The following is a 26,126-nucleotide window of genomic DNA, read 5'->3' as shown; positions in this document are numbered from 1 at the left end:
CGCTTAGCCTCCAATCACGCGCGGTAACACGGCCAGCGCAATAACCAATATCCAGAACACCACCACGTTATAGCGCCAGAAATAAGCGACGACTACCGGTTCAAACGGCGCATGCAATCCCACATAGCGATAACCAACACGTAAGCCCTGGAGCAGGGAAAGTACCGCCCCCAAGGCGCTATGCAGCAGCGCGTAGTAGAGGCCTACCATCAGAATTGCATCATGCGACGTTTCAGTAACCGCCAGGTTAGCGCGTACCATTACCCATAAAATCAGCGCAAACTGAATGCCGCCCAATAGCGCGGCGCCGTAAAAGTTAAATGCCAAGCCACGCTCTTGTTGCTTACGCAGTCCTCGTACGCTCTTCTCCATTAACGCCGCACCACCCAGTAATGCGCCACCCGCGATGACAAGCGCTATTAAGGAAAGCGGCGATGTCTCGGGCATCCGCCATTCAGGCGATATCGTCCACAGATAAAACCAGCCAAATAGATAAGATAGGAAAAAAGATCCATTGGCGATCATTGCGGTTGTCATGGCCCAAACGCCGGGGCCATCCATGGTTCGGGAGTGCAGTGGTGGGTCGCCAGGCGTAACATTAGCGTTAGGTGCCGCTTTAGGATGGGCCCCGTTCTCCCACGACCAGCGCAGCAGGAAAACGACCGCCACCACTGCCCCCAAACCGGCCAACGGGTACCAGCGCAATAACAGGCTGATACACACTATCGCCAGCGCCATAGCAGCAAAAAGCGGCCACCAGGAGTTACTGGGCACATGAATAACTTCACGCACTTTGCCGGTTAGCGGATCGGTGCCCCACATCTCGCGGCGGCCGTGGTCTGCTGAGGCCAGGCCGTGTTTGCCTTCTTCCATCTCCTGCGGCAACTCAGGGTGCTCCCAAAGCGGGTGACGTGTTTCAATAGGAGGCAAGCTGACAAAGTTATAGGGAGTCGGTGGCAGTTTATTGGCCCACTCCAGTGTATCCGCATTCCATGGATTGGTTTTGGCGGGTTTGCCGTAGCGAAAGTGCAGCGCGATATCAATCAGCACCATGGCGAACCCTGCCGACATCACAAACCCGCCGATGGAAGACAGCAAGTTAAAAATATCCCAGCCCAATCCCGTGTCATAGGTATAAACCCGCCGGGGCATTCCCAAAAGACCTGTCCAGTGCATAATCAAAAAGGTGGCATTGAAGCCGATAAACACCAGCCAGAAGCCCCATTTGCCAATCGTTTCAGAGGGCATCCGCCCTGAAAAGAGCGGCAACCAGTAGTAAAGCCCGGCCATTAACGGGAAAAGCATGCCGCCTACCAGTACATAGTGCATATGCGCCACGACAAAGTGCGTGTCATGCACCTGCCAGTTAAAGGGCACTAGCGCCAACATAACGCCGGTTAAACCACCGCACACAAAAATGACCAAAAATCCGACGATCCATAGCATCGGGAGTTTCATTTTGGGTTTACCAAGCCACAGTGTGGCCAACCAGGCAAAGATTTGAATACCAGTAGGTATCGCCACCAGCATACTGGCAGCTGAGAAAAATGCCTGAGCCAGTTGGGGGATGCCCACCGTAAACATGTGGTGGACCCATAGCCCAAAGCTAATAAATCCCATCACGGTAATGGCGAATACAACCCAGCCGTAGCCTACGATAGGCCGACCGGCGAAGACGGGAATCAGCGTCGAAACAATGCCGGCAGCCGGCAGAAAGATGATGTAAACCTCTGGGTGGCCAAATAGCCAGAACAGGTGCTGCCAGAGTACCGGGTCGCCGCCGCCTGCGATGTCGAAAAATGGCATGCCTACAGCACGCTCAAGCTCTAGCAAGATACTGCCCAGAATAAGGGGCGGAAACCCCACCACAATCATCAGCGCCATGGCCAAAATGTACCACGCAAACAGCGGCATCTTGTGCAGCGCCATCCCTTGAGTACGGGTTCGTAGAATGGAAACCACCAACTCTACCCCGGCTGAAAGCGCCGAAATCTCAACGAAGGTGATCCCCAACAGCCAGAAATCGGAGCCGAGGCCTGGCGAATACTCGCTACTGCTAAGCGGCGTGTACATAAACCAGCCGCTGTCCGGCGCCATTTCCAGCACCATGCTGAAAGAAAGAATGATGCCGCCAAACAGATAACACCAGTAGCCCAGCGCGGTTAACCGCGGGCACACCAGGTCACGCGCGCCAATCATCTTGGGGATCATATAGATCGCCAAGCCTTCCAAAATGGGGATGGCGAACAAAAACATCATCACCGTGCCGTGCATGGTGGTAACTTGACTATAGATTTCGGGCGTTAAAAAGCCTTGATCGGGTGTCGCAATCTGCGTGCGAATCAGCATCGCCAAAATGCCGCCAAACAGAAAGAAGGCCATCCCGGTGACCATAAATCGAAGGCCAAGCGTGGTGTGGTTAACTATGGTTAACGCTTTTAAACCAGGAGGATTTGCCCATACCTCTGCAAGGTCATTGTGTAACTTTTGAAGGTCTTCAGGGCCAGTTGCGTCGCGATCAATCGTTGTCATGGGGCCAAGGTCTCCAGCCAAGCACCCAGGGACTCCAAGGTGGCAGTATCCATATAGTTATGAGATGGCATTTTGTTACTCGGCTTAAGCGTTTGGTGATTTTCCAACCAGTAGTGAATAGCGCCCTCCTCCATGGGGAGCGTGCCCGCGCCCAGGGTATAGCGCGCACCAACATCAGAAAGATCAGGCCCAATAGTGGAGGCAGAGAGCCCAGCAACGCTATGGCAGCTGGCACAGGTAGATGCAAACTCATCCCGCGCTTGGGCAAAGTCATCATTTGCAAGTGCTAGTTCGGCCAAGCGCTCTTCCTGCCGTTCAGCGAGCCACGCGTCATACACTTCACGTTCTACGGCTTCAACGTAAAACTCCATATTCGCATGCTGAGCACCGCAAAACTCCGCGCACTGACCACCAAAGACGCCCGGCGCATCGGCCTCAAGACGAATAACATTGGTGCGCCCGGGTAGCATATCGATCTTGCCACCTAGCCTGGGTATCCAAAAGGAGTGAATAACATCGGCGGAGGTAACGTGAAAATCTACAGGTTCCCCCGCAGGCATGATGAGCTGGTTCGCGGTGACGACTTCTCCGCCTTCTGCTCCCGGGTAGCGAACTTCCCACCACCATTGATGGCCGATCACCTCAATCACTTCAGGGGGCTGGCCCAACGGTAGCGGCAACATTCGCTTGCCAGTCGGCACCCCAAAAATAAGTAATGCCGTAACGCTCAAAACAGGCAGTAAAATGCCCCCACCAATAATCCAACGGCGAGCAATTTTGCGCTCCTCTTGAGGCGTACGTTCCTGGTATTTACGTTTGAAGGTATAAAGCCATAACGCCACCACGCCAATCAGCACCACTGTGGCAAATGTCAGCATTATCCACCAGATTAGGACCACATCGCGTGCAGCTTGCCCAGCGGGGTCTAGAATAGACCTATCACCCGTGCAGCCTGTAAGACCTAACGTCAGAGTGCCCAGCAGAGTGAGCATGCACCGGTTGACCCACTGCGGTACAGCACGTTGAATACACAGCAAGGCGACGTGACATAAGTAGCGTTCCCTCATTGTTTATTCCTTTTTTCTGCCCACAGGAAGTGATAATGGCAAACTCCAATAGGCGTAATATCAAAAGTCGCGCTTCTATTTCTGGCCACCCGCTGCATCCGCTGATGGTTCACTTTCCCGTGGCTGCACTGATGGCCCTGGTAGCCTGCGATTTGGGATACTGGTATACCGACGATCCTTTCTGGCTGCGCGTAGGTTTGTGGCTGGCGGGTATAGGGGCACTTGGGGGCTGGCTGGCGAGTATTGCAGGCATCATTGACCTGGTGAGCGTAGGCCAAATTCGCCGTCTCATTACCGGCTGGAGCCACGCTATTGTCGCTGTTGTCATGCTCTCGCTTGCTTCGCTTAACTGGCTGATCCGGTTTAGCGAACCGGAGTTGGTGCTGCCTTGGGGCATTGCGGTTTCTGTGGTAACCGCCGGACTGGTAGCGTTGGCTGGCTGGCTGGGCGGCCAACTCGTGTATGAACACGCCGTCGGTGTCGAAGTTGAAGAGTGATGCGATAGTGGTCATGGCGGGCTAGCTCCAATCCAGCGGCTTGGCTAATACCAGCCCAAGCACGCAAAGAATGCCCGCCAGGGCCACCAAAAACGCGAGTATTAACGCCGTTTTTACGCCTTTATAAATCCCCATTTCCAGACGTAAAATTAGCCATCCATAGGCGCCGTGGGCAGCCACCATGGCAACGACAGCGCCCAATTTGAGCACCAGCCAGCCGCCCACCAAACCATGCAAGATAAAGAGAAGCGTGCCGGAAAATATGGCAATTAGCGCTGCCGGTGTTGCCACAGAAATATAAAAAAACCGTGGCATGGGAGGAGAGCCCTGCGCAAAGCCTGCGTCTTTACGAAGTTGCAGCGTATAGCTGAGTAACGCAGGCAGATACAGCAGCGAGCCGCACCAGATAACAAGCGAGGCTATATGAAGAAGTTTTAGCCAAGGCATTGAGGCTTCCTTGCATTGCGTTAGGCTTAGTGAAAGAACACTCCACTAACCTTAGTCAACGCTCGCCACTCTGGCTAGCCGATTTACCTTAGGGTGATTTCGTAACCCGTGAATTTACGAAGATTAATCACTCCACTATCAAGAATGAGATACTGTCCTTTAATGCCTTGTAACACGCCTTCGACCAAGGGTTGTTTGTCAAAATTATGGGAAATCACTTTGCGTGGAAACGTCTCCACCGGGTAATCAAACGTGTAGGGCGTTTCATCCAGCTCACGAATTGCGTCATTGCCATGCTGGTCGCGCAGCTGATTCAAACCGCCATCAAGCGTTTCCAACAGGCGATCACGTTCGGCAATTAAATCAAGCGCCTCCACCTCCCCTTTCAGCATAGCCCGCCAATTGGTTCGGTCGCTTACCTGCTCTTTGAAAAGCATCTCGACGAACCCTGATTGCTGACGCGTGTCGACCTCAAGTATGGGAAGCGCCTGGATAGCGCCTTGGTCCATCCAACGAGTCGGCATCTGTGTTTTACGGGTGATGCCAACTTTTAAACCCGATGAGTTCGCCAAATACACGATATGCGGTTGGAAACAATGCGTTTCGCCCCACTCAGGCTCGCGGCAAGTGCCTTGAAAAAAGTGGCACGTCTCAGGCTTCATGATGCAGGTATCGCACTGCGCCAAGCGCTTGAAGCACGGATAACAATGCCCTTGGGCAAAGCTTTTTTTAGTCGCTCGACCGCAGTGAGTACAAGCAATAGCGCCGCTCCAATGAAGCGATATCGGCTTGCCTACGCGCGAATTGAGGGGGATGTGCTGATCCCCAGCACGCAAATGGTAACTCACCTGGTCACCCGGCCGGTCAGGCAATACGACCGACATCTTGCGTAAACACCCTTGCACTGCCTGTTCAACCACGCGTTGCATCCCGTCCCAAACCTGCCATTTCTGGCGTAACACCTGCGCCAGAAGACGCCGCTCCACAGGTACGCTGCTCCAGATACCCCACGCGTTTCTCTTCAGGCACGTTATTTTCAGCCTCAAAGCGCATCACCGCTTCCAGACACAGCTCTGTTTGCTCAGCGGTAAGAAAGCGACCGTCGGGCCACTTACGCAGCGACACCGCTTGCTTAAGGCTTTCATAAATCGCAGGTGTCATTTGGTTGATCATTTTATCGAACGTCATATCGCTCATTACGGATCTCTTAATCTGTTTTCAAACGGCGAGACGAATAATACACGCCAGTAATAAGCCCGACGAGGAGCCCACCTAAATGTGCTTCGTTAGCGACATTGCCAAAACCTACCCAACTGGCCATATCGGTCATGGTGAACACCATCCACCCCAACATGAACACAACCAGCATTTGAGGAACGAAAAAACCACGTTGTGGCGCACGTCGCGACATCACCCAAACATGCCCTAGCAGGGCATAAACCACGCCCGACATACCGCCAAACAGCACGGTTCCGGTAAAATATTGCGCAAGATTAGCGCCGATACCCGCAACTAAAAGCAGAAGCAGCATGGTACGGCTGCCTTGTAGCACCTCCACCTGGCGCCCAAAGTACCATAACCACATAAGGTTGAAGATCAAGTGCATCCAGCCAAAGTGCAGGAATGCCGGTGAAAGCAGCCGCCATACCTGCCCGTTTATTAGCCCATCGGTTAAGCTGCGATATACAAACTGATTGCCCGAAATTTCTATCGGTACGATGGTTAACGCCATCACGACGCTATCACCCAACACTCCCGTTAACGCAAATATCACAAGACTAATAGCCATCGCGATAGCGGTAACAGGAACATGGCGCAAGGTGGTTAGTATATTGCCGGATGCGTAGCGGCGATTGGCGGGCTGATCAACAATAAGTGCTTCGCCACGCTCCCAGCGCGCTACCAGGCTTTTAAGCTCTGCGTGCTGACGTGGGTCGGCTATCCAAAGCAGAGGGCCCTCGGCTTCTTCTGTAATGCGATGCCCAATTCGATAGTGCCAAAGTGCTTTACGCAGTTCCTGCGTATCAGCATCACTTGGTAAGTGCATTACGGGGTGCATAAACTCTCCCTATTGAGGCCCTCGCCTTTGAAAACCAACCCCTTCATCGACTATTGCTGCATGAAGACAAATACCATAAGCAAAAAATCATGGCCAAAAAAAACCGGCGGAGGGGGCCGCCGGATAAAGCAAGGGATCATTCAAGGGAACACCTACTCTGATGGCCGACCGCACAGTTAGTTCAGCAGTTTTATAAAAAAAATGTAAAGCCTTGTATATTAAGACAACGTAGGTTAATAAAAATCGTTTCCATATAAATTGGCTTGGGAACGCTCTTCTTTAATCACTTCTACCCAAACGAAATTATCTGCATTCAGCGGTGTTTCGCCGTCCCATCGATAGGCGACCAAACGGCCATACTTGACAGCACTATAATCCAAACACGCAATATTGGGAGCAGGTAACGCAGGAATACCTTCACACCAGTAATGGCCGATAAACAGAGGCGGCTGCTCCGGCCCATAGTAACTCAAACGCTGGCGCTCGTTTTCGGTTAATAGGCGTGTTTCCAGGTCGCCAGGCAAGTGATCGGGTTGAAAAACCACATCACCCCAACGAGTTGGATTAGCGGCCCAAAAATGCGCTCGAAAGCTTTGCCGTGTATAGCCATCGCCTGAATGAATCGCGATACCGCCAGGCAAGGGAATGTTGGCCCCACGGGTTAATCGGTCAATGATGCGATAGGCTTGCGTGCCAGGATCAGTAGATTCGATCAAAAATCGCGTATCCATACGGCCATCAGGCAGGCGCTGTTTTAACTGCTCGATCAACCTATCGTCCCAACAGGCATGTACCACGCGAATACCGTCGATTTCTAAAAAAAGCGGCAGTGTTTTAAACCAGGCGAGCGTGTCATCCCACTCATTGGTGTAATCCTGATACTGCGCCAACGTGTCTTCCATGATGCGATTATGGCGCGGCGTATGCTCACGCAGCCAACGCTTATGGCTACCGGGTGGCGCCGGGTGCATATAGGCAAGTGCATTATGTTCGTGATTGCCCATCACAATATAGGCTTCGCCCTCCTCGACCATGCGTCGCGCAACGGTGACGGCGAGGCGAATACGTGGGCCACGGTCAATCAGGTCACCCAAAAAGATAACTTTACGCTGCGGATGGCGATAAACGCCACGCTGTTCGCGGTAACCCAGCATTTCTAACAAGGTGACTAGCGTGGCACCGCAGCCGTGAACATCACCAATCAGGTCGTAGCCTGTCATGCTTAATCCCCTAACCGGTGGCTCCAACCCAATTTACTGCGCAGCACATCATAGAAGTTATGTCCGATAGGGTGCACAAGCTGCACACGTTCGGCTTTGCGCTTTATCACCAGTACATCATCCGGCTTAGCAACCGCCCGGGTTTGTCCATCGCAGCTAATGTGCGGGTAGGTCTGGTTGGTTTCACCAATATGAATTCGAATCTCACTGGCGGCATCAATCACAATCGGTCGGCTGGAAAGCGTATGCGGAAACATGGGCACCAGCGTCACGACATCAAGCTTGGGATGCATGATGGGGCCTCCGCCGGAAAGTGCATACGCGGTAGAGCCGGTAGGCGTTGCGATAATCAAGCCATCGCTGCGCTGGCTGTAAACAAACTGACCATCAATAAACAGTTCAAATTCAATCATGCGGACGGCTTTACCCGGATGCACGACGACTTCATTCAATGCATCACCATTGCCGACCGCAACGCCGTTACGATAAAGCACCGCTTCCAGCAAAAAGCGCTGCTCAATTTCAAATTCGCCCGCCAATACTTCGCCCACTCGGCTTTCCAGCTCGTCAGGCGAGATATCGGTAAGAAACCCTAAGCGGCCACGGTTAACGCCTAACATCAGTGTCCCGCTGCGGCACAATGTGCGGGCGGCGCCTAACAGGCTACCGTCCCCGCCGATCACAATAACAAGGTCGCAAAGCTCGCCCAGCATCCGGCGGCTGGCTTCCGGCTGCCCGTGTTGGGGAAGCGCCGTTGCCGTACGGTCTTCAATCAAAACGCTGTAATCATGCTCGACCAGGTAGCTAATGAGCCGCTGCAACGAGTCGATGACTTTCTCGCTGCCCAAGCGCCCAATTAAGCCAATCGTTTTAAAGGGCCGTGAGCTTCCTTGGCCAGTTAGCGGCGCTGAAGTGGGTGGTGACGTGTTAGGCATGGGCGGCTCTCGCTAGCATCAGCCTGACATTATGGGGATACCGGGAGTATCGGGCAAATACGCCTAACCAAATCAAGAGAAACTCTTAGGCTGCCGCTACCTTACGTCGCTGGAGTAACCAGTGATTCAACCAGAGCGAGGCCGCCATGATCAGTGCGCCCAGCAGTAGTCGAACGATATCGGCCTCACGGCTCCAGATGACAAGATTAACCAATAACCCGGCCGGGATGAGTGCATTATTCATGATCGCCAAAGTACCGGCATCGACGCGGGTAGCACCTTGGTTCCAAGCAAAATACCCCACACCAGAGGCGGCCAGACCAAGCCAGGCAAGCACTCCCCACTGCAGCGGTGTGCTGGGTAACGCCGCACTATTGCCGAACAATAAATAAGCCGGTAGTGCAACGACCATGGCGCCAATGAAAAACCATCCAAAAACGTTATGCCACGCAAGGTCAGCCGGCAAGTCTGCGGCCAAGCGGCGATACCCGACCTGGCCTAGCGCAAAGCAGAGATTGGCCCCCTGGACCACAAAAAAACCGAGCCAGAAGCCACTGTCGATCCCGTCATAACGAATGACAGCAGCCCCCACAACGGCCAATAGTGCGGTAAGTAAGTAGATAGGCGTGAAACGGCCAAACATCAAATCATCCAGTAAAGCGATATACACCGGCGTAAAGATGGTGAAGAGCAGCACTTCTGGCACTGAAAGCAGTAGAAACGACTGATAAAGAAAGGTGTACATCACCCCAAGTTGAATGGCGCCAAGCGCCATCAGCGTAATACGCTGTTTGCCGCGTAGCAGACTGGGGCGCAAAAAGGGTAAAAAAACCAGCATCGCCAGGGTTACCCGCACAAGCACCGCGAAATAACTATCGACCTGCCCCGCTAGATAAACCCCGATTAAAGAAAAGGAAAACGCCCAAAGCGCTGTCACGCTAATTAGATAGCCCACCGTAAACCTCGTTTCTTAGAAATAGTTTACGCAAATTATACGGATTTCTTAGGGCCTGCCAACAGGTAAACCAACAACCAAGAAATAAGTTAACGACGCTGGAGCCACACAAGTGCATAGATAACCCCAGGCAGCCAACCCAGCAGCGTTAACACAATGCCAATAAGCAGGCGCGTGCCTCCCGCGCCGGTGAGCCCCAGTGCTAACGGCGGGAGCAAAACAGCTAGGGCGAGATAGGCTGCCTTGAGTGCGCCTGGCTCGCTATCCGCACGCCTGGCCGAAGGTTGATCAGCACTTGAGTGAGGCTCGCTAAGCGTGATGTCAGGCCTTACAACTTGCGCATCGGGGTTGGCGACATGCGGATGGGGCGCCGACGATGGTTTAGGAGGCGTAAAGTGCTCTACCGCCACGTGCGCCTGCTCGGCAGGCGTTGCCTCAAGTGTCTCTTTTCGATGTGCCTGCTTATCAATTTTTTGCTCTAGCTCGCTGGCATCTTTCGCTAGCTCGTCGTGATAGCGCTCCCAATCCTCCCAATCATGAGGGGTACCCGACTTGGGCCGCTGCTCCCCTGCCCCGCGGGCTCGCTCCCAGGATTTTTCCTCAAGGGTATTGGGGCGGTCAGATTCCCGCTCGACACCGACGCCTTTGCGGTTCAGGTATTCGCGTGCATCCATGTAAAGCTCCTTTGAGTCACGTTCAGCAAAGCGTTGAATAGGCGTGGCGTCCACCTACATCAACTACGCCTAAATCATCTACAGTGAGTAAATACGTTTAAGACGTTACTCACCCTATTATCGAATAACATCATAAACGTTGCACTTAGCCACGATGCCTTCGCCAAATGCTGCACACACAAGTAAGGTAAATGAAAGTGTGCGTAAGGAGTGCCAAGATGAAACACCCAAGCCCGCATATTGTCCGCGATATCATGTCCAAGGATTGTTACCGCGTTTCGCCATCTACCTCAATTACCACGCTGTCACAGGGGCTGGCACTTCATCGCCTGCCTGGTGTGCCGGTAGTCGATATGGCAGATCGATTAATCGGCTATATTTCTGAGAAAGATGTGCTAGGCCGTGTGCTTGACTGCTTATACCATGACCATGAGTCGCCACTGGTGGGTGAGCTGATGCGCGAAGAGGTGCTTACCACCACACCTAACAAAAGCATCACAGACCTTGCCCAGGAAATGCTCGGAGACAAACCCAAGGTTTACCCGGTGGTTGAACAACAGCGACTCGTCGGCATCGTGACCCGGCGCGATATTCTTATGGCCTTGCTAACCATTCGCCGCCATTGATAACGATGTGCGTAGGAAAAAACAGTGGCGCATAAAAAAACCGCTGCCCAAAAGGCAGCGGAAGCAAGGGATCGAGAAACAATAGCTAGGACAACACTATTAGCGACTGCTATCGCTACGTTGTCGTACTACTTCAGACACCTTGCGCCGAAAAAGTTCGCCATCGTTTAAAATTTTTGTCTTTAAGAGGTCGCGCGTATACTTAAGCATTCAATTCATGAAAGAGCACAGGAGTGGATGCATGGCACTGTACCTACTGGTACTCGGCGTCTGCCTGCTGGTGATAGGTGCTGTTTTATTAGCCCTGATGACGGTAGGTACGCCGCGCTACCGTACCGAGCCAAAGGATTTGCTGGCACTGTTTGACAAGGCCCTGGATAGCCAAGTGAGCGAAGCCGAGTGGGATACGATTATCGGCTATCCAATACGTCATAATGACTATCTGGACGGCATTCGACGCAGAGCGTCGCGTTTAATGGAGCTGCATGGGCGACGCTGGCAAATCGCCCAAGGCAAACCGCTATTAAATCAGGAAGGGCAAGCGGAGCTACAAGTATTACGAGATCATCTGGCGGCTCATACCGCCTTGCGTCAAACGTAGATGCGGTTGAAAGCGCCGAGGAGACAACCTGATGCCCAGTACTATTCGCAAAATACCGCTGGCGAGCGCAACCCATCATCACGCACATGACTTTCACCAAATTGTGATTACGTTGTGTGGTTCCTCGGAGTTTGAAATTGAGGGGCTCGGCGGACGTGTAAATGCGTTCTCAGGCTGTATCGTGCCTGCCAATCACGAGCACTACTACTCAGGCCATGGGCATAACCGGCAGTTGATTATTGATCTGCCAGAAAATGCGCCCGCCCTGACAGGTGAACACCGCGAGTTGGTCGCCCTGTTTGATGTCCCACGTTTTTTTGCGTTAGATAACCCTTTACGCCACTACCTGGCGTTTATGGAAAGCGAGCTTGCCCAAGGGTTTGATACCTCTCCTGTCTCGTTTCAGCAAGACCGCTTGGCCGCCACGCTACTGGGCTCGCTCAAAGCGCGCCTTGGGCATACCCCATCGGCTTCTCTGCGCAGAATTGATGTCTCTCTTATCGACCGCTTTATTAACCGCCACTTGGCCGATGAGCTGCGGGTTGCTGACTTGGCCAGGCTTGCCTGCCTCAGTGAAGCCCACTTTTCAGAGTGCTTCCGTAATCAGACAGGACTTTCGCCCTGGCAATACGTTAAGCGCCGACGACTTCACGCGGCTCGGCAGCTGATTTTGCAAAGTCGGTTGCCGTTAACCGACATTGCCATTCAAACAGGATTTTCCAACCAGAGCGCACTCTCTCATGCGTTTCGGCGCAGCTACGGCATATCGCCCCGTGCTCTACGCCAAGAGGCACCGGTTTCGCTAACGACAGCATCCTCCACTATGCTCAAAAAACCACTGGCAGCATCAAGCACACACTACTAAGGTCGCAAAGTAACCCTGCTTGCCGCGAAATTGACACGTTTTACCGAGAAAACGACATACACGGAAACACAGACCACTCTACATTCGAGCGCAGCTTGGGCGAAATGCCCTACCACCTACTCGTTTTATGTAAATTTACGGGGGCCTCAATGCTCAACGCTAAAAACATGCGTGACTCTGCCACTTGGCAAACGGACCTTGATACGCTGATGGCTCAGGTGAGCGACCACTACCTTGTGGACGAAGAAACCTACGTCAGCGAATTAATCACGTGGCTGGATACGGATCGCGACGATTTTTCCCGCATTGAAGCCAATACCGCAGAGCTCATCCACGATGTTCGTGCAATGGACACGGCGGTAGATACCATTGATGAGCTCCTACAGCAGTACAGCCTGGATACCCACGAAGGGCTAATGCTGATGTGTCTGGCTGAAGCGATGCTGCGTATTCCCGACAAAGCCACCGCTGATGCGCTGATTGAAGATAAGCTTGGCCCCGCTGACTGGCAATCTTATGCCGGCAAAAGTGAGTCGTGGATGGTGAACGCCTCCACATGGGGCCTGTTAATGACCGGCCGTGTCCTGAAGCTTGACCACCCTAAAGATGGCCAGCCTGCGACGTTTATTAACCGCATGGTTAATCGTATGGGTGAGCCTGTGATTCGTCGCGCGATGGTTGAAGCGATGAAAATCATGGGCAAGCAGTTCGTATTGGGCCGTGATATTAACGAAGCATTAAAACGCTCCAAGCCGCTATTCAATAAAGGTTACACCTACTCCTACGACATGCTGGGTGAAGCCGCACGCACCCACGATGATGCCAAACGCTACTTTGACGACTACGCCCGCGCCATAGAGCAGGTGGGTAAAACGTCCCAGCACTTAAGTGATAAAACGCCCAAGCCTTCGGTATCGATCAAACTCTCAGCGCTGCATCCCCGCTATGAGTTTGGTCGCCGCGAACAGGTGCTGGCAGAGCTGGTTGATACAGTTATCAAGCTGGTATCCAAAGCTCGCGAGCTGGATGTGGCGGTCACCATTGATGCCGAAGAAGTTGACCGTCTGGAGCTTTCGTTGGAAGTTTTCCGCGACGTTTACTCAAGCGATGCGGTTAAAGGCTGGGGACACTTTGGACTGGTCGTGCAGGCGTACTCCAAGCGCGCCCTGCCGGTCCTGCACTACATTAACCGCTTAGCGGATGAGCAAGGTGATGAAATTCCGCTGCGTTTGGTGAAAGGTGCTTACTGGGATAGCGAAATCAAGGAGTCTCAGCAGTTAGGTGTCGACGGCTATCCCGTCTATACCCGCAAGGCGTGTACGGATGTTGCCTACCTGGCCTGTGCTCAGTTCCTGCTGTCAAACGACACCCTCGGGCGCATTTTCCCCCAGTTTGCGACCCATAACGCGCATACGGTTACGACTATTCTTGAATTAGCCAATCACGATAGTCGTCCGTTTGAGTTCCAGCGTTTGCACGGCATGGGCGAAGCCCTTTATGAAGCCGCCCTGAAGCGCGCTCCCCAAGGTACGTACTGCCGCATCTACGCGCCAGTTGGCGCGCACAAAGACCTGCTCCCCTATCTGGTTCGCCGCTTGCTGGAAAACGGCGCGAATTCGTCGTTTGTTCACCAATTGGTCGACCCCGAAGTACCGGTGGAATGGCTTTGCCAGCACCCCATAGAGGCTCTGCGTAAGCAGTCATCCTTAGCCAATACGCAGATTCCACTACCCAAGGATATTTATGGGCCCAAGCGGCGCAACTCGCGAGGCGTCAACCTGAATATCCGCAGCCACTTCTATCCGTTAATGGATAAGATGGCCGTCTTTATGGATAAGCAGTACCCGGTCAAACCGCTGCTGGCGTTCGATGTGGCGGACGATGCTGCCAATACCCACAACGTGACCTGCCCCTTTGATCGCCGTCAAAGCGTAGGCAGCGTTCAGTGGACAACCAAAGAACAGGCCACCAAGGCGCTTGACGCTGCCTGGAATGCCTTCCCGCGCTGGGAAACCACGCCGGTTACCGAACGTGCTGCCGTGCTGCGCCGTTTGGCTGACCTAATGGAAGAGCACATGCCGGAGCTTATGACCCTTTGCTCACGCGAAGGCGGCAAGCTCTTAACGGACGGTGTGGACGAGATCAAAGAAGCCGTCGATTTCTGCCGCTATTACGCCATGCGCGCGGAAGACTCCTTCGGCGAGCCGATTGAGCTGCCTGGTCCGACCGGTGAATCCAACCAGCTAATCATGGGCGGTAAAGGCGTGTTTGCCGCGATCAGTCCGTGGAACTTCCCGGTGGCGATTTTCTGCGGGCAGATTGTTGCGGCGGCGGTTGCGGGCAATACCGTGCTGGCCAAGCCTGCCGAGCAAACGTCAATTGTCGCCCACCGGGTGATCGAGCTGCTTTATGAAGCGGGCTTGCCACGCGATGTGGTTCAGTTGCTGCCAGGCGATGGCCCGACCGTGGGCAGCGTGCTGACCTCTGACCCACGCATTACTGGCGTGGTATTTACCGGCGGCACCGACACGGCGCAGATCATCAACCGTGCCTTGGCTGCGCGTGAAAATGCGCCGCTGCCCACGCTGATTGCTGAAACCGGCGGCATGAACGCCATGATCGTCGACTCTACCGCGCTTCCCGAGCAGGTCGTGGTGGATGTTATCCAGTCTGCGTTCCAAAGCGCTGGTCAACGCTGCTCGGCATTGCGAGTTCTTTACCTGCAAGACGACGTTGCCGACCGCGTCATCACGATTTTAAAAGGCGCAATGAACGAGCTGCGTATCGGTGATCCGCGCGATTTGGGTACTGATGTTGGCCCGGTGATCGACGAGGAGGCGCGCAAGGGCCTGCTTGAGCATATCGAAAAACTTAAAGGGGAAGATCGCCTGGTCGCCGAAACGCCCATGTCAGCCGAGCACACCGAAAACGGTACCTTCGTGGCCCCCGTGGCCTTTACTATCGACAGTATCAATGCGTTAACCCGCGAACAATTCGGCCCTGTACTGCACATTGTGCGCTATAAGGCCAGCGAGCTTGACCAGGTGATCAGCGATATCAATAGCCGGGGTTACGGGCTAACGTTTGGTGTCCATAGCCGTAATGAATCCTTTGCTGCGGGCATTGCACAGAAAATTCGTGCGGGCAATGTGTACATTAATCGTAATATCATTGGGGCCGTAGTAGGCGTTCAACCCTTTGGTGGACAAGGGCTTTCAGGTACAGGCCCTAAAGCAGGCGGGCCGAATTACCTGCAGCGTTTTATCACTGAAAAGACGATTACTAACAATACGGCCGCTTTAGGCGGGAATGCGTCCTTGCTGGCGCTAGGCGATGAGTAAATAGCTCATCTAAATGGAAAACCTGAACTCCTCAAAAAGGATCTCTCATGGTTGAAAATAAAAGCGTAACGGCCTTTACATGCCCCCTCCACAGAAGGGGGGCATTAGGCACAGGGAATATGGCAAATAAACGCTTGAAGCCTCTTTTTGACGGTACCTTCGCCAAATGTTTGCAGGTCACAGCGTGAACAAGAGGCTGGGTTAACAAGAAATAGGGTTAACAACAATAAGTCTGTGCTATTACCAAGCATGGCTCGGTAAGCGCACTCACCGGTCGGTGCTATCCGACTTGATAAACGGGAGAATTTCATGGCTATTGGCGTTTGGATCAGCCTTTTTGCTTACTTTGCGCTGATGATCGGCATCGGGCTTTATGCGATGCGCACATCGACATCCACCTCTGAAGATTACGTGCTAGGCGGTCGTACCTTAAGTCCTAAAGTAGCCGCTCTTTCAGCGGGTGCCTCAGACATGAGTGGCTGGCTGCTGCTGGGTTTACCTGGCGCGATGTTTGTATCGGGCCTGGGCTCTGCCTGGATCGGCATCGGCCTGTTCGTCGGGGCCTTCTTCAACTGGCTTCTGGTTGCACCCCGCCTGCGTGAACAGACCGTTCACTATGGCAATGCAATCACCATCCCGGCCTTTTTGGCTAACCGATTCCCGACCCGGGCAATGTCACTGAAAACGGTCTCGGCGATTGTCATCGTCATCTTTTTCGCGGTCTACACCGCGTCAGGTCTGGTGGCTGGCGGTAAGCTGTTTGAAAGTGCATTTTCTGGCTTGGTGAATGTTGGTGGCCTAAGCGATTATGCAACCGGCATCATCATCACGCTGGGCGTGGTACTTGTCTATACCGTGGTGGGCGGCTTTTTGGCCGTGAGCCTGACGGACTTTGTACAAGGCTGCATTATGATGCTGGCGCTAATTATCATGCCTGCAGTGGTGCTGTTCGGCGAAGGCGGTGGGGGCTTCAGCCAAGCAACCCAGACCCTTAATGAAGTCGATCCAACGCTACTGTCGTGGACAGAGGGCTTGACCTTTATTGGCTGGCTCTCGGCGGTGACCTGGGGGCTGGGTTATTTCGGTCAGCCGCATATTATCGTGCGCTTTATGGCTATCCGGCATCTGAAAGATGTGCCTACCGCCCGTAATATTGGTATGGGTTGGATGGCTATTTCCCTGATTGGCGCCATCTCGCTCGGTATTTTTGGCCGGGCTTACGCTATTCGTAATGGCCTGGAAATTCAGGATCCCGAAACTATCTTTATTATCCTGGCAGAGCTTTTATTCCATCCGCTGGTGACCGGCTTCCTTTTTGCAGCCCTTCTAGCGGCAGTGATGAGTACCATTTCCAGCCAGCTTCTGGTGGCATCTTCATCACTGACAGAGGATATCTACCGCCTGTTCCTGAACAAACAAGCCTCGGAAAAGCAGACCGTTACCGTTGGCCGGATTTGTGTCGTGCTGGTAGGCCTGATAGCCGCCATTATCGCCTCTGATCCAGAGTCACAGGTACTCGGCCTGGTGAGTAACGCGTGGGCAGGTTTTGGTGCCGCTTTCGGTCCGTTAATCATTCTGTCACTCATGTGGCCACGCACCAACGGCGCGGGTGCCATTGCAGGCATGGTGGTAGGTGCTCTCACCGTTATTATCTGGATCGCCCTGGGTTGGAACGGCGAGTTTATGGGTGGCCCCGGCATCTATGAAATCATTCCTGGCTTCATCGCTTCTTTCATCGCCATTATGGTGGTAAGCAGCATGACCGCTGATGCCGGTGAATATCAGCGTATTGAGTCCTAACCGCAGTAGATCAATAGAGCGTTACCAAGGCCACCGCGAGGTGGCCTTTTCGTATTGCACAACGGTGCTAACAAACGCGCAACTAACCGGTCACCACCGTCGGTCATCGCTTTTGGATGCGTCACCAAAGGATTCTGACGCAACACATACAAGGCGCCGTACTATCGATTAATTCTCGGTAACCAGCTGGTCGACTTTCTCAAAAGCACGCACGACCAGCCATTGGTCGCTGGGGCGTACTTTTTCCTGAATAAGATAGGCGGCCATTGCCGGGGCTACCTCGCATTTCGCAGGCATTGGCGCTTTCGCTTCGGCGAGCGCATTCAGCCGTGCCACGAATACAAAACGCACCCATTGGGGCAGCGACATCGTATCAATACAGAAGGGTTCCTGGCTTGCGAACGCCGTTACATCCGGCGTGGGGACGCGCCATAAATTGGCGGCCTTCATGGCGGCTTCAAGCTCAAGAAGCGCGGTTTGAAGCTGTTGATGGACGCTCATATACACCTTGGTCAAATCAGTTTGGTTAATGCCCATTATCCCAACTCTGCCCACGAGTTACCACTTTATCCCCCGCCAACTCAGGTTATTCACCGATTCACAGAAAACCTGCAAGAGGCTGTGGATAAACTATGGAAAGGTCTCGCTAACGCTACTCTCAAGAGGCTTACGGGAAGTTGTTCATTTTTTGATCATCCGTATAAAAAAGCACCAATTTATCGACCGTTACGGCTGACACTGTGCAGCGGTCAAGGTAGAGTGCAGGCTTGCAAAGCGGAAGGACATCATGCAACCGATTCAGACCATTGATGATTTTTTTACACGTAGTGGCGCCGAGGTTTCGCTCTATTATATGGGCCGACGCGTGAGTGCCTGCTCGCGTGACACACTGAGTCGCTTTGAGCGTGGCCAATGTGCCTGGCCCGAGCCCTGGCAAGGTCAGGCACGCTTCGCGGCCATATTTCGGCTAGGCGACATGCCCGAACCGGCGATATGGTTTTTAGCGCTTCCTCTTGACGAGCAGGGGCTGCTCTCCCCTGCTCAGCGCGATGGATTTTTAAATCGCCTGATGGAAACCCTGGGGAAAAATGTTGCATACGTAGGCCAAAACGCTAAAGACGTGGATCATTTAATGACGGATAATCCGCTCGCCTTTACGCCTAACGTAACCTTCCAGGCAGTGCTCAACGCCTTAGCAACGCAAGAGCGTGGACTGCCCGCCAGCCAACATTTCGAGCCTGTTGAAGCCTACCTGACCGGCCAGCAAACCATTGATTGGCAAGCACTGGGGCTTCAAGGAATCGCCGATTTCACGGCACGCATGGATGATTCCCAGGCCAACACCCTGGCCCCCCGGCTCGCCACCCTACCCACTAGCGTTGTGCACTCACTCTGCTACTGTTTAGAGCATCAGCCTCTAGCGGCGTCGGTCGTATTGGCGCTGCGTGAGATAGGTGAAAAAGCGGCGAGTGAAGGCGATGTTGAAACGCTCTGCGCCTGTATTCGTGCGGTGGGTAGCACGTGCCAACCAAGCGTAGGCGACTGGTATACAAGCTTGCTGGAAGACGCTCATGCGTGTGGACCCGATGTACTGGCTGCGATGGCTGGCCGCGGTTGGCTCTTACTGGAAGACGCGCATCGTTTACCGCTTTTCCTGAGCCGCTTGGCGGAGGATGAACGGACCAACTTTTCTGCGGTCGTGCGCGACCTTGCTTTAATACCGCGTTTACGGCTACCAATAATGGTAGCGTTACGAGATGCCCCTAACGGCTCGGCCATACAGCGTCGTATGGCGGCCATGACATCAGCGGCTAGCCGTTAAATGGGCAGCGCTATTAACAAATTTCAAGGAGTCAGCCGTGAAGGAACTACCCTACCAGGCTAAAGCGGTTATTGGCCGCCGCGAGATGGTGACGTTGCCTGAGCTGGGGCTTCACCTATGCTGTAAGGCAGATACCGGGGCACGTACATCAGCACTACATGCCGAGGAAATTGAAACACATGAAGATGAGCATGGGCAGCTATGGATTAGCTTTATCACCCATAGCGGTGGGCCAGAAACGCCCGCTCATCGCCTAAAAATGCATCTGCATGATAGACGCCGGGTGATCAGCTCAAATGGGCATAGCGAATGGCGATATGTTGTTCGTACGATGATGGAAATGGGCCAGATGAGCTTTCCTGTTGAATTGACATTGACAGATCGCAGCAATATGCGTCACGCCATGCTATTAGGGCGCCGCGCCATGCGCCGCCTGCTAGTGGCCCCGGGCGCTGCATTTTTACATGGCGAGCCTTAAATTAATGACGATTAGCCCTTTATTTGGCCCGGAGTCCTGAATGCATATCGCACTACTGTCACGTAATCGCAATTTGTACTCGACACGTCGCCTCATCGAGGCTGCTGAGCAGCGTGGGCACTCGGCCCGTGTTGTTGATACGTTGCGCTGCTACATGAGTATTGCATCTCACCACCCTTCTATTCACTACAAGGGGCAGGAAATTGAGCCGTTCGATGCTGTCATTCCGCGCATTGGCGCCTCAGTAACGTTCTATGGCTGTGCGGTACTGCGTCAGTTTGAAATGATGGGCACCTACGTTATTAATGACTCCGTTGCCATTACTCGTTCCCGTGACAAGCTGCGCTCGCTCCAGTTGCTTTCGCGCAAGGGACTTGGGCTGCCGATTACCGGCTTTGCCCATTCGCCGGATGATATTCCGGACCTGATTACCATGGTTAAAGGCGCCCCACTGGTCATCAAACTGCTGGAAGGCACGCAAGGCATCGGCGTTGTATTGGCGGAAACCAACCAGGCCGCTGAATCGGTGATTCAAGCGTTCATGGGCATGAAGGCCAACATCATGGTTCAGGAGTACATCAAGGAAGCTCGCGGCGCGGATATACGCTGCTTTGTTATTGGTGATAAAGTCGTCGCTTCCATGAAGCGCCAGGCAGCAGAAGGCGAGTTCCGTTCTAATTTACACCGGGGCGGCACGGCCAGTGTTATTCGGATTACGCCGGAAGAGCGCTCAACGGCCATTCGGGCAGCCAAAGCCATGGGCCTACGCGTTGCGGGGGTCGATCTTTTACGCTCTAACCACGGGCCAGTCATTATGGAAGTCAATTCCTCACCAGGCCTTCAGGGTATCGAGAACTCAACCGGTAAGGATATTGCAGGCTTGATCATTGAACATATTGAAAAAAATGCCTCTCCAAATCGTAAAGCGCCGCCCAAGCCTAAAGGTTAAGGGAAAAAACCAAAAATAATCCGTATGAGGGGTGGCAAATATTTGCTGCCCCCCCCACAATCTGCGTCACCGAAGGAGGTAGACGCTCATGTTTCTCGACAATCGCCAAGTGGCGATGGACAGCGTGTTAGAAGCGCTGGCCGACAGCATTGATTATTTCCAGGACAATATCGAACGCCTGCGCCCCTCGCTGCGTGATGCGCTGAAGCCGCACTATACAGCGCGCTTAAAGCAGATGCGCTCTCTCCAGGAACTTGCACGGGCACATTTAAAGATGCTGCCGCGAGATGCTGACGTTGAACGCGATGATTTTTTATGGCTATGGAGCCGTCTAAAAAGCTTTGTGGGCAACGATAGCCAGGTATTAATCAACGAGCTGTTAGAGCAAGAGCGAGTTTTGATGCAGGCACTATCTACCCTGTTTACCCATCCCCTACCCGACCCCATTGAGCCGGTGGTGGATGAGTGCATGCAGGGGTGCCGTAAGCTTATTCGCGAGCTTTATACGCTGCAAAAACGTAAAGCAAAGCGCTAAGCTCTATAAAACTTGTTCTGGTTCCAGCCTATCAAGCGTCGGCGCAGTGAATGGCACGACGTTTTGAAGCTCAATGGGTTCGGGTGGGCCCAGAAAGTAAGGCTGCCGATTCCATATATAGATATCGCCCAGCGTCGCAACTCGCGCCAACCATTCGCGCGCTCTCAAACGCCACTCATCGGCTGCAGGGTTCTCTTCTGCAACGCATCCCGTTACATCCAACCCAAGTGCGCGACCAATAAATATCGCGCGCGGCAAATGCCAGCTTTGGGTCACCAAAAGCGCCTGTTCAAGCTGAAAAACGTCGCGGGCTCGCGCCAGCGTATCGTAGGTACTAAACCCCGCAAAATCCATGGTGAGCTGCTCGGCAGGTACGCCTCGTCGATGCAAATCACGCCACATGGCACGCGGCTCGTTATACGCTTGGGTACGATTATCCCCCGACAGCAACAAATGAGACACGCGCTGCTCATTGGCAAGCAGGGCTGACGTACGCATGCGGGCATGAAAATGCGGGTTACGTAGACCACTGCGAGTCCAGTGGGAGGTGCCAAATACAATCCCTACATCCGCAGGGCGACACTCAAGCACTTGGCTTTCGATGTAGCGTGCCGTGCTACCTACTACCCATAAATTACCGCCTACAAATAGCAATGCCGCCAGCAGCAATAACGCTCCTAGCGACATTAGCAGGCGTTTGATCCACCTTAGCAAGACGCTGTGCATCCGGCGATCCTGAGGCGCTTAGAACATGCCAAGCTCAAGTTTCGCCTCGTCGCTCATCATGTCACGGTTCCAGGAGGGGCTGAACACAATCTCGGTATGGACCTTGCTAATCTGGGGCGCTCCGAGAATTTTATTACGTGCATCTGCCGCAATGACATCCCCCATCCCACAGCCAGGAGCTGTCAGCGTCATGCGGATCGTCACGACCTGTTCGCCCGTAATCAGCCGCTCAATACGGCACCCATACACCAGCCCGAGATCCACGATATTAACCGGGATTTCCGGATCAAAGCAGGTCCGTAGCTGGTCCCATACAAACTGCTCTACTTCTTCCTCGCTGGCATTTTCGTGCAGGGTCGGGCGCGGTAACGCCTCAAGCCCCAAGGCATCTAAATTGCGCCCCTCTATGAGATAGAGGCGCCCTTCAAAGCCAACACTGACCGAGCTGCCCTTGGCTTGCATCACGCTAACAACGCTATCTTCCGCCAGGATATCCGTTTTCCCAAAAGGAATCGCAATAGCTTCCACGTCACGCTGAAGTGGCAATTTCTGGCCCCGCTCAAGGCTCGCGATTTGCTCGATGTCCATAGCTTTCTCGTTACTCATAGATTGCCTTAACGCACCATACCAATAACGCGATTGAGAGCGGCAATAAACACCTCCACTTCTTCGAGGGTATTATACGCCGCAAACGATGCTCGGCACGTAGCATCCACGCCAAAGTGTTGAAGCAGCGGCTGCGCACAGTGATTACCGGTACGTATGGCGACGCCTAACTGATCGATCAACAGACCAATATCCTGGGAGTGTGCACCGTCAACAACAAACGATAGCACCCCGGCTTTGTGCGGCGCGGTTCCCACAATCCGCAATCCATCAATGCGCTTTACGCCTTGAGTGGCATGTTCAAGCAACACCCCTTCCCACTCTCCAATCGCCGCGACGCCAACACCTTCGACCCACTCAAGTGCGCGGCCCAAGGCAATGACTTCAGCAATGGCGGGTGTGCCCGCCTCAAACTTATGCGGAATATCCGCAAAGGTAGTGCCAGCGTCAAAGGAGACCGTCTTGATCATCTCGCCACCGCCTTGCCAGGGCGGCATGGATTCAAGCAGTGCCTGCTTACCGTAAAGCACGCCGACACCTGTTGGCCCGTAAACCTTGTGGCCAGAGAAGGCGTAAAAATCGGCATCAATCGCTTGTACATCCACTTCCTGATGAGGTACCGCCTGCGCGCCATCAATCAGAATGACCGCACCATGCTGGTGGGCAAGTGCCGCCATCTCTTTTACCGGATTAATGGTTCCCAGTGCGTTAGACACATGGTTCACGGCGACCAATTTAGTGCGCTCGCTTAACAGCGCACGGTAAGCCGCCATATCCAGTGCCCCCGTTTCATCCACCGGAATCACTTTAATGGTAAAACCACGCTCAGCCGCCAACAGCTGCCACGGTACAATATTGGAGTGATGCTCAAGCAGTGAGATCAATACTTCATCACCTGCTGCCAGGTGGGTACGACCCCATGATTGAGCCACCAGATTAATGGCTTCCGACGTGCCACGCGTGAAGATAATCTGGCGCGCCTCTTCAGCATTGAGAAACGCTTTAACACGCTGGCGTGTGTTTTCATACGCCACAGTCGCCTCATCGGCCAGCGTATGCAGGCCACGGTGAATATTCGCGTTATAGCGCGAGTAGTAATCGCTAAACACGTCTATTACCTGCTGAGGCGTCTGGCTGGTAGCAGCGTTATCCAAATAGACCAGCGGCTTACCATGCACTTCCCGACGAAGGATCGGGAAGTCATTGCGTAGTGCCAGAACGTCAAAAGGTGCCTGGCCATTCGCTGTCGCTTTCTCAAGTACCGTAGACGACATTCATCACTCCTTAGTAGGCCGTAGCGCTTAGTCGTTGAGCGCGACGGCCGTTTCTACCAGGCCAGCCAGGTTAAAGCGTTCCGGCAATTTACCGGCAACCGCAAGCTCTACGCGCTCAGCGACTTCATCCAGCGTCACTTTATCCAGCACTTCACCGGCAAAGGCCAGGGTCAACAGCCCCCGCGCCGTCGCCTCATCGATACCACGCGTACGCAGCGCGTAAATAGCCTCTTCATCCAGCTGACCGGTCGTGGTGCCGTGAGAGCACTTCACATCGTCGGCATAAATTTCCAGCTCAGGCTTGGCATCAATCTGGGCGCGGTCAGACAGCAGCAGGTTCTGGTTGCTCTGAAAGCCTTCAATCTTCTGGCTATCGCGCTTAACGTACACCTTGCCGTTAAACACGCCATGCGCACGGTCATCCAGGATGCCTTTGTAGTTCTCATTGGAGAACGTCAAGGGCGCGTTATGATTGACCTTGGTGTGGTTGTCCACATGTTGACGCCCCTGACCGAAGAACAGGCCAAAGAAGTTGGTTTCGGCCCCCTGACCATTAAGGTCACTGATCAGGTCGTTACGCACCAGCGCACCACCCAGATTCAGGTTATACGAGGTGTAACGGCTATCGCGCCCCTGTTCAACATGCATGCTGGCAATATGCATGTCGTTAAGCGGTGCTTCCTGAAGCTTGTAGTGGTTCAGGATAGCGCCACGGTCCAACATAAATTCGCCCACAATGTTGGTGAAGTTGGCTGCGTCCTGATCGCCACAATAGTGCTCAATCAACGTGGCTTCACTGCGACCACCCGCCTCAACCAGAATACGTGGATGGCTCATCACCGGCGCACTGCTCGCCTTGGAGAGAAACTGCAGCACGATAGGCTTATCGACCACCGTACCCGGCGCGATACGCACCACAGCGCCCTCTTCCATAAACGCGGTATTCAAAGCTGCGAAGGGAGAGAAATCCACGCCTGTTAAGCGGCCAAGTGGGCCACCCACCGCTTCGTGATTTTCAGCAAGCGCTTTTGACAGTGGCATAACATGAACGCTCTGGGGCAGTGCGTCGATATCCGACAGCGCCGGGGCGTAAACACCATCAACAAACGTTAACCGATAAGCCGCGACAGGTAGCGTTAACGCTGCTGCCTGAGCGGGTGAGTAGTCGCCATTATCGGCCAGTGTAAAGTTACCCTGAGCGATGGTGCGAACATCGGTATATTTCCACTCTTCATCACGGCGCGTGGGAAAGCCCAGCGCTTCAAAGCGAGCAGCGCCCGCTTGGCGACGCGCAGCAATCCACGACGGCTCCGTTTCGCGCTGCTGGCTACGCGCTTTTAGCGTGTCCAGAAAGGTTTGCGTATCGCTCATGCCACAGACTCCTCAATACCTTCGTATCCGTTAGCCTCTAGCTCTTTGGCAAGCTCGGCATCACCGGTTTTAACAATACGGCCGTCAACCAGGACGTGGACTTTATCAGGAACGATATAGTCAAGCAGGCGCTGATAGTGGGTTACCAACAGAATCGCGCGCTCTTTGGCACGCAGGCTGTTAACACCGTCGGCGACCACTTTCATGGCGTCGATATCAAGGCCGGAGTCGATCTCATCCAGCATGGCGAGTTTAGGCTGAAGCACCAGCATTTGGAGAATTTCGTTGCGCTTTTTCTCGCCGCCAGAGAAGCCTTCGTTAACCGCGCGCTGCAGGAAGCTGGCATCCATTTTCATAGAGCCAAGCTTCTCTTTTACCAGCTTCATAAACTCAGGCGCTGGCATATCTTCTTCACCGCGCGCCTTGCGCTGGGCGTTCAGCGCTGACTTCAACAGGTAAATATTCTTTACCCCCGGAATCTCAACCGGGTACTGGAAACCCAACAGCAGGCCTGCCTGGGCGCGCTCTTCAATTTCCATCTCAAGTACGTCTTTACCTTCAAAGGTGATGCTGCCCTGGGTGACTTCATAGCCATCTTTACCTGCAATCACCGCTGACAGGGTTGATTTACCCGCGCCGTTAGGCCCCATGATGGCGTGTACTTCACCGGCGTTGATGGTCAAGGTAAGCCCTTTAAGGATCTGCTTGTCTTCAACGGTGACGTGTAAATCAGTTACTTGCAACAT

At 53.7% G+C, this 26,126-nt stretch carries 26 protein-coding genes; 10 read left to right on the top strand and 16 right to left on the bottom strand.

Annotated elements, in window-relative coordinates; genetic code table 11:
• Window positions 1–3: 3 nt before the first annotated feature.
• Together ctaD and coxB are read right to left on the bottom strand one after the other, a co-directional pair.
• Window positions 4–2,532 (bottom strand): cytochrome c oxidase subunit I, encoded by a 2,529-nt coding sequence (ctaD, locus tag INT20_RS11130; protein WP_193055114.1) that lies wholly within the window; start codon window positions 2,530–2,532, stop codon window positions 4–6.
• Window positions 2,529–3,599 (bottom strand): cytochrome c oxidase subunit II, encoded by a 1,071-nt coding sequence (gene coxB / locus INT20_RS11125; protein ID WP_193055115.1) that lies wholly within the window; start codon window positions 3,597–3,599, stop codon window positions 2,529–2,531. The genes ctaD and coxB overlap by 4 nt, the downstream gene beginning before the upstream one ends.
• A 35-nt stretch (window positions 3,600–3,634) precedes the next feature.
• Here coxB and INT20_RS11120 point away from each other — a divergent pair, with 35 nt between their 5' ends.
• Window positions 3,635–4,096: a DUF2231 domain-containing protein gene (locus tag INT20_RS11120; protein ID WP_193055116.1), complete on the top strand. Its 462-nt coding sequence runs from the start codon at window positions 3,635–3,637 to the stop codon at window positions 4,094–4,096.
• 21 nt (window positions 4,097–4,117) lie between these two features.
• Here INT20_RS11120 and INT20_RS11115 read toward each other — a convergent pair whose 3' ends face one another.
• From INT20_RS11115 to INT20_RS11080, 8 genes are all read right to left on the bottom strand, one after another.
• Window positions 4,118–4,543, bottom strand: a complete 426-nt coding sequence (locus tag INT20_RS11115) for a CopD family protein (protein WP_193055117.1) — start codon at window positions 4,541–4,543, stop codon at window positions 4,118–4,120.
• A gap of 83 nt (window positions 4,544–4,626) precedes the next feature.
• On the bottom strand, window positions 4,627–5,472 hold the full coding sequence (locus INT20_RS11110; protein ID WP_226912135.1) for a DUF2797 domain-containing protein: 846 nt from the start codon (window positions 5,470–5,472) through the stop codon (window positions 4,627–4,629).
• Complete coding sequence (locus INT20_RS11105) at window positions 5,456–5,740, bottom strand: YeaC family protein (RefSeq protein ID WP_087111591.1); 285 nt, start codon at window positions 5,738–5,740, stop codon at window positions 5,456–5,458. Before INT20_RS11105 ends, INT20_RS11110 begins: the two co-directional genes overlap by 17 nt.
• A 10-nt stretch (window positions 5,741–5,750) precedes the next feature.
• Window positions 5,751–6,602, bottom strand: coding sequence for a rhomboid family intramembrane serine protease (locus INT20_RS11100; RefSeq protein WP_172118307.1), 852 nt, complete (start codon window positions 6,600–6,602; stop codon window positions 5,751–5,753).
• A 233-nt stretch (window positions 6,603–6,835) separates the two neighbouring features.
• Window positions 6,836–7,822, bottom strand: a complete 987-nt coding sequence (locus INT20_RS11095; protein WP_193055118.1) for a metallophosphoesterase — start codon at window positions 7,820–7,822, stop codon at window positions 6,836–6,838.
• A gap of 2 nt (window positions 7,823–7,824) precedes the next feature.
• Complete coding sequence (locus INT20_RS11090) at window positions 7,825–8,757, bottom strand: NAD(+) kinase (RefSeq protein WP_172118309.1); 933 nt, start codon at window positions 8,755–8,757, stop codon at window positions 7,825–7,827.
• 85 nt (window positions 8,758–8,842) lie between these two features.
• Window positions 8,843–9,712, bottom strand: a complete 870-nt coding sequence (locus INT20_RS11085; protein WP_193055119.1) for a carboxylate/amino acid/amine transporter — start codon at window positions 9,710–9,712, stop codon at window positions 8,843–8,845.
• 89 nt (window positions 9,713–9,801) lie between these two features.
• A complete protein-coding gene (locus INT20_RS11080; protein ID WP_193055120.1) occupies window positions 9,802–10,386 on the bottom strand; it encodes a YqaE/Pmp3 family membrane protein in 585 nt (194 codons plus the stop codon).
• Window positions 10,387–10,604: 218 nt separating this feature from the next.
• Between INT20_RS11080 and INT20_RS11075 the strand changes: the two genes are divergently transcribed.
• From INT20_RS11075 to putP, 5 genes are all read left to right on the top strand, one after another.
• Window positions 10,605–11,012, top strand: a complete 408-nt coding sequence (locus INT20_RS11075; protein WP_172118312.1) for a CBS domain-containing protein — start codon at window positions 10,605–10,607, stop codon at window positions 11,010–11,012.
• A 241-nt stretch (window positions 11,013–11,253) separates the two neighbouring features.
• Complete coding sequence (locus INT20_RS11070) at window positions 11,254–11,613, top strand: hypothetical protein (RefSeq protein ID WP_172118313.1); 360 nt, start codon at window positions 11,254–11,256, stop codon at window positions 11,611–11,613.
• A 31-nt stretch (window positions 11,614–11,644) separates the two neighbouring features.
• Window positions 11,645–12,478 (top strand): AraC family transcriptional regulator, encoded by an 834-nt coding sequence (locus INT20_RS11065; RefSeq protein WP_193055121.1) that lies wholly within the window; start codon window positions 11,645–11,647, stop codon window positions 12,476–12,478.
• Between the two features lie 149 nt (window positions 12,479–12,627).
• A complete protein-coding gene (gene putA / locus INT20_RS11060; protein WP_193055122.1) occupies window positions 12,628–15,819 on the top strand; it encodes a bifunctional proline dehydrogenase/L-glutamate gamma-semialdehyde dehydrogenase PutA in 3,192 nt (1,063 codons plus the stop codon).
• Between the two features lie 309 nt (window positions 15,820–16,128).
• On the top strand, window positions 16,129–17,619 hold the full coding sequence (gene putP, locus INT20_RS11055) for a sodium/proline symporter PutP (RefSeq protein WP_193055123.1): 1,491 nt from the start codon (window positions 16,129–16,131) through the stop codon (window positions 17,617–17,619).
• A gap of 168 nt (window positions 17,620–17,787) precedes the next feature.
• On the opposite strand, the gene INT20_RS11050 is transcribed toward putP, so the two are convergent.
• Complete coding sequence (locus INT20_RS11050) at window positions 17,788–18,120, bottom strand: YqcC family protein (RefSeq protein ID WP_172118353.1); 333 nt, start codon at window positions 18,118–18,120, stop codon at window positions 17,788–17,790.
• 286 nt (window positions 18,121–18,406) lie between these two features.
• On the opposite strand from INT20_RS11050, the gene INT20_RS11045 reads away from it, so the two are divergent.
• The 4 genes from INT20_RS11045 (at window position 18,407) to INT20_RS11030 (ending at window position 21,403) form a co-directional block, all read left to right on the top strand.
• Window positions 18,407–19,441 carry a DUF3549 family protein gene (locus INT20_RS11045; protein WP_193055124.1) on the top strand — a complete coding sequence of 345 codons (1,035 nt, stop codon included), beginning with the start codon at window positions 18,407–18,409 and terminating at the stop codon, window positions 19,439–19,441.
• Between the two features lie 37 nt (window positions 19,442–19,478).
• Complete coding sequence (locus INT20_RS11040; protein ID WP_172118318.1) at window positions 19,479–19,919, top strand: ATP-dependent zinc protease family protein; 441 nt, start codon at window positions 19,479–19,481, stop codon at window positions 19,917–19,919.
• A gap of 40 nt (window positions 19,920–19,959) precedes the next feature.
• Window positions 19,960–20,868 carry a 30S ribosomal protein S6--L-glutamate ligase gene (rimK, locus tag INT20_RS11035; protein WP_087111618.1) on the top strand — a complete coding sequence of 303 codons (909 nt, stop codon included), beginning with the start codon at window positions 19,960–19,962 and terminating at the stop codon, window positions 20,866–20,868.
• Between the two features lie 88 nt (window positions 20,869–20,956).
• Window positions 20,957–21,403 (top strand): hypothetical protein, encoded by a 447-nt coding sequence (locus tag INT20_RS11030; protein ID WP_172118319.1) that lies wholly within the window; start codon window positions 20,957–20,959, stop codon window positions 21,401–21,403.
• Between the two features lie 3 nt (window positions 21,404–21,406).
• Here the strand turns inward: INT20_RS11030 and INT20_RS11025 are convergent, their stop codons facing one another.
• The 5 genes from INT20_RS11025 to sufC are packed head-to-tail and all read right to left on the bottom strand — an operon-like array spanning window position 21,407 to window position 26,126.
• Window positions 21,407–22,129 carry a SanA/YdcF family protein gene (locus INT20_RS11025; RefSeq protein WP_193055125.1) on the bottom strand — a complete coding sequence of 241 codons (723 nt, stop codon included), beginning with the start codon at window positions 22,127–22,129 and terminating at the stop codon, window positions 21,407–21,409.
• Between the two features lie 18 nt (window positions 22,130–22,147).
• A complete protein-coding gene (gene sufT / locus INT20_RS11020; protein ID WP_193055148.1) occupies window positions 22,148–22,717 on the bottom strand; it encodes a putative Fe-S cluster assembly protein SufT in 570 nt (189 codons plus the stop codon).
• Window positions 22,718–22,743: 26 nt separating this feature from the next.
• Window positions 22,744–24,009, bottom strand: a complete 1,266-nt coding sequence (locus INT20_RS11015; RefSeq protein ID WP_193055126.1) for a cysteine desulfurase — start codon at window positions 24,007–24,009, stop codon at window positions 22,744–22,746.
• A gap of 27 nt (window positions 24,010–24,036) precedes the next feature.
• A complete protein-coding gene (gene sufD / locus INT20_RS11010; protein WP_172118322.1) occupies window positions 24,037–25,380 on the bottom strand; it encodes a Fe-S cluster assembly protein SufD in 1,344 nt (447 codons plus the stop codon).
• A complete protein-coding gene (sufC, locus tag INT20_RS11005; protein WP_087111631.1) occupies window positions 25,377–26,126 on the bottom strand; it encodes a Fe-S cluster assembly ATPase SufC in 750 nt (249 codons plus the stop codon). The genes sufD and sufC overlap by 4 nt, the downstream gene beginning before the upstream one ends.

This window comes from Halomonas citrativorans (assembly GCF_014898005.1).
Lineage (GTDB): Bacteria > Pseudomonadota > Gammaproteobacteria > Pseudomonadales > Halomonadaceae > Vreelandella > Vreelandella citrativorans.
The sequence above is the reverse complement of the archived record's forward strand: the minus strand, read 5'-3'. Positions and strand labels throughout refer to the sequence as shown.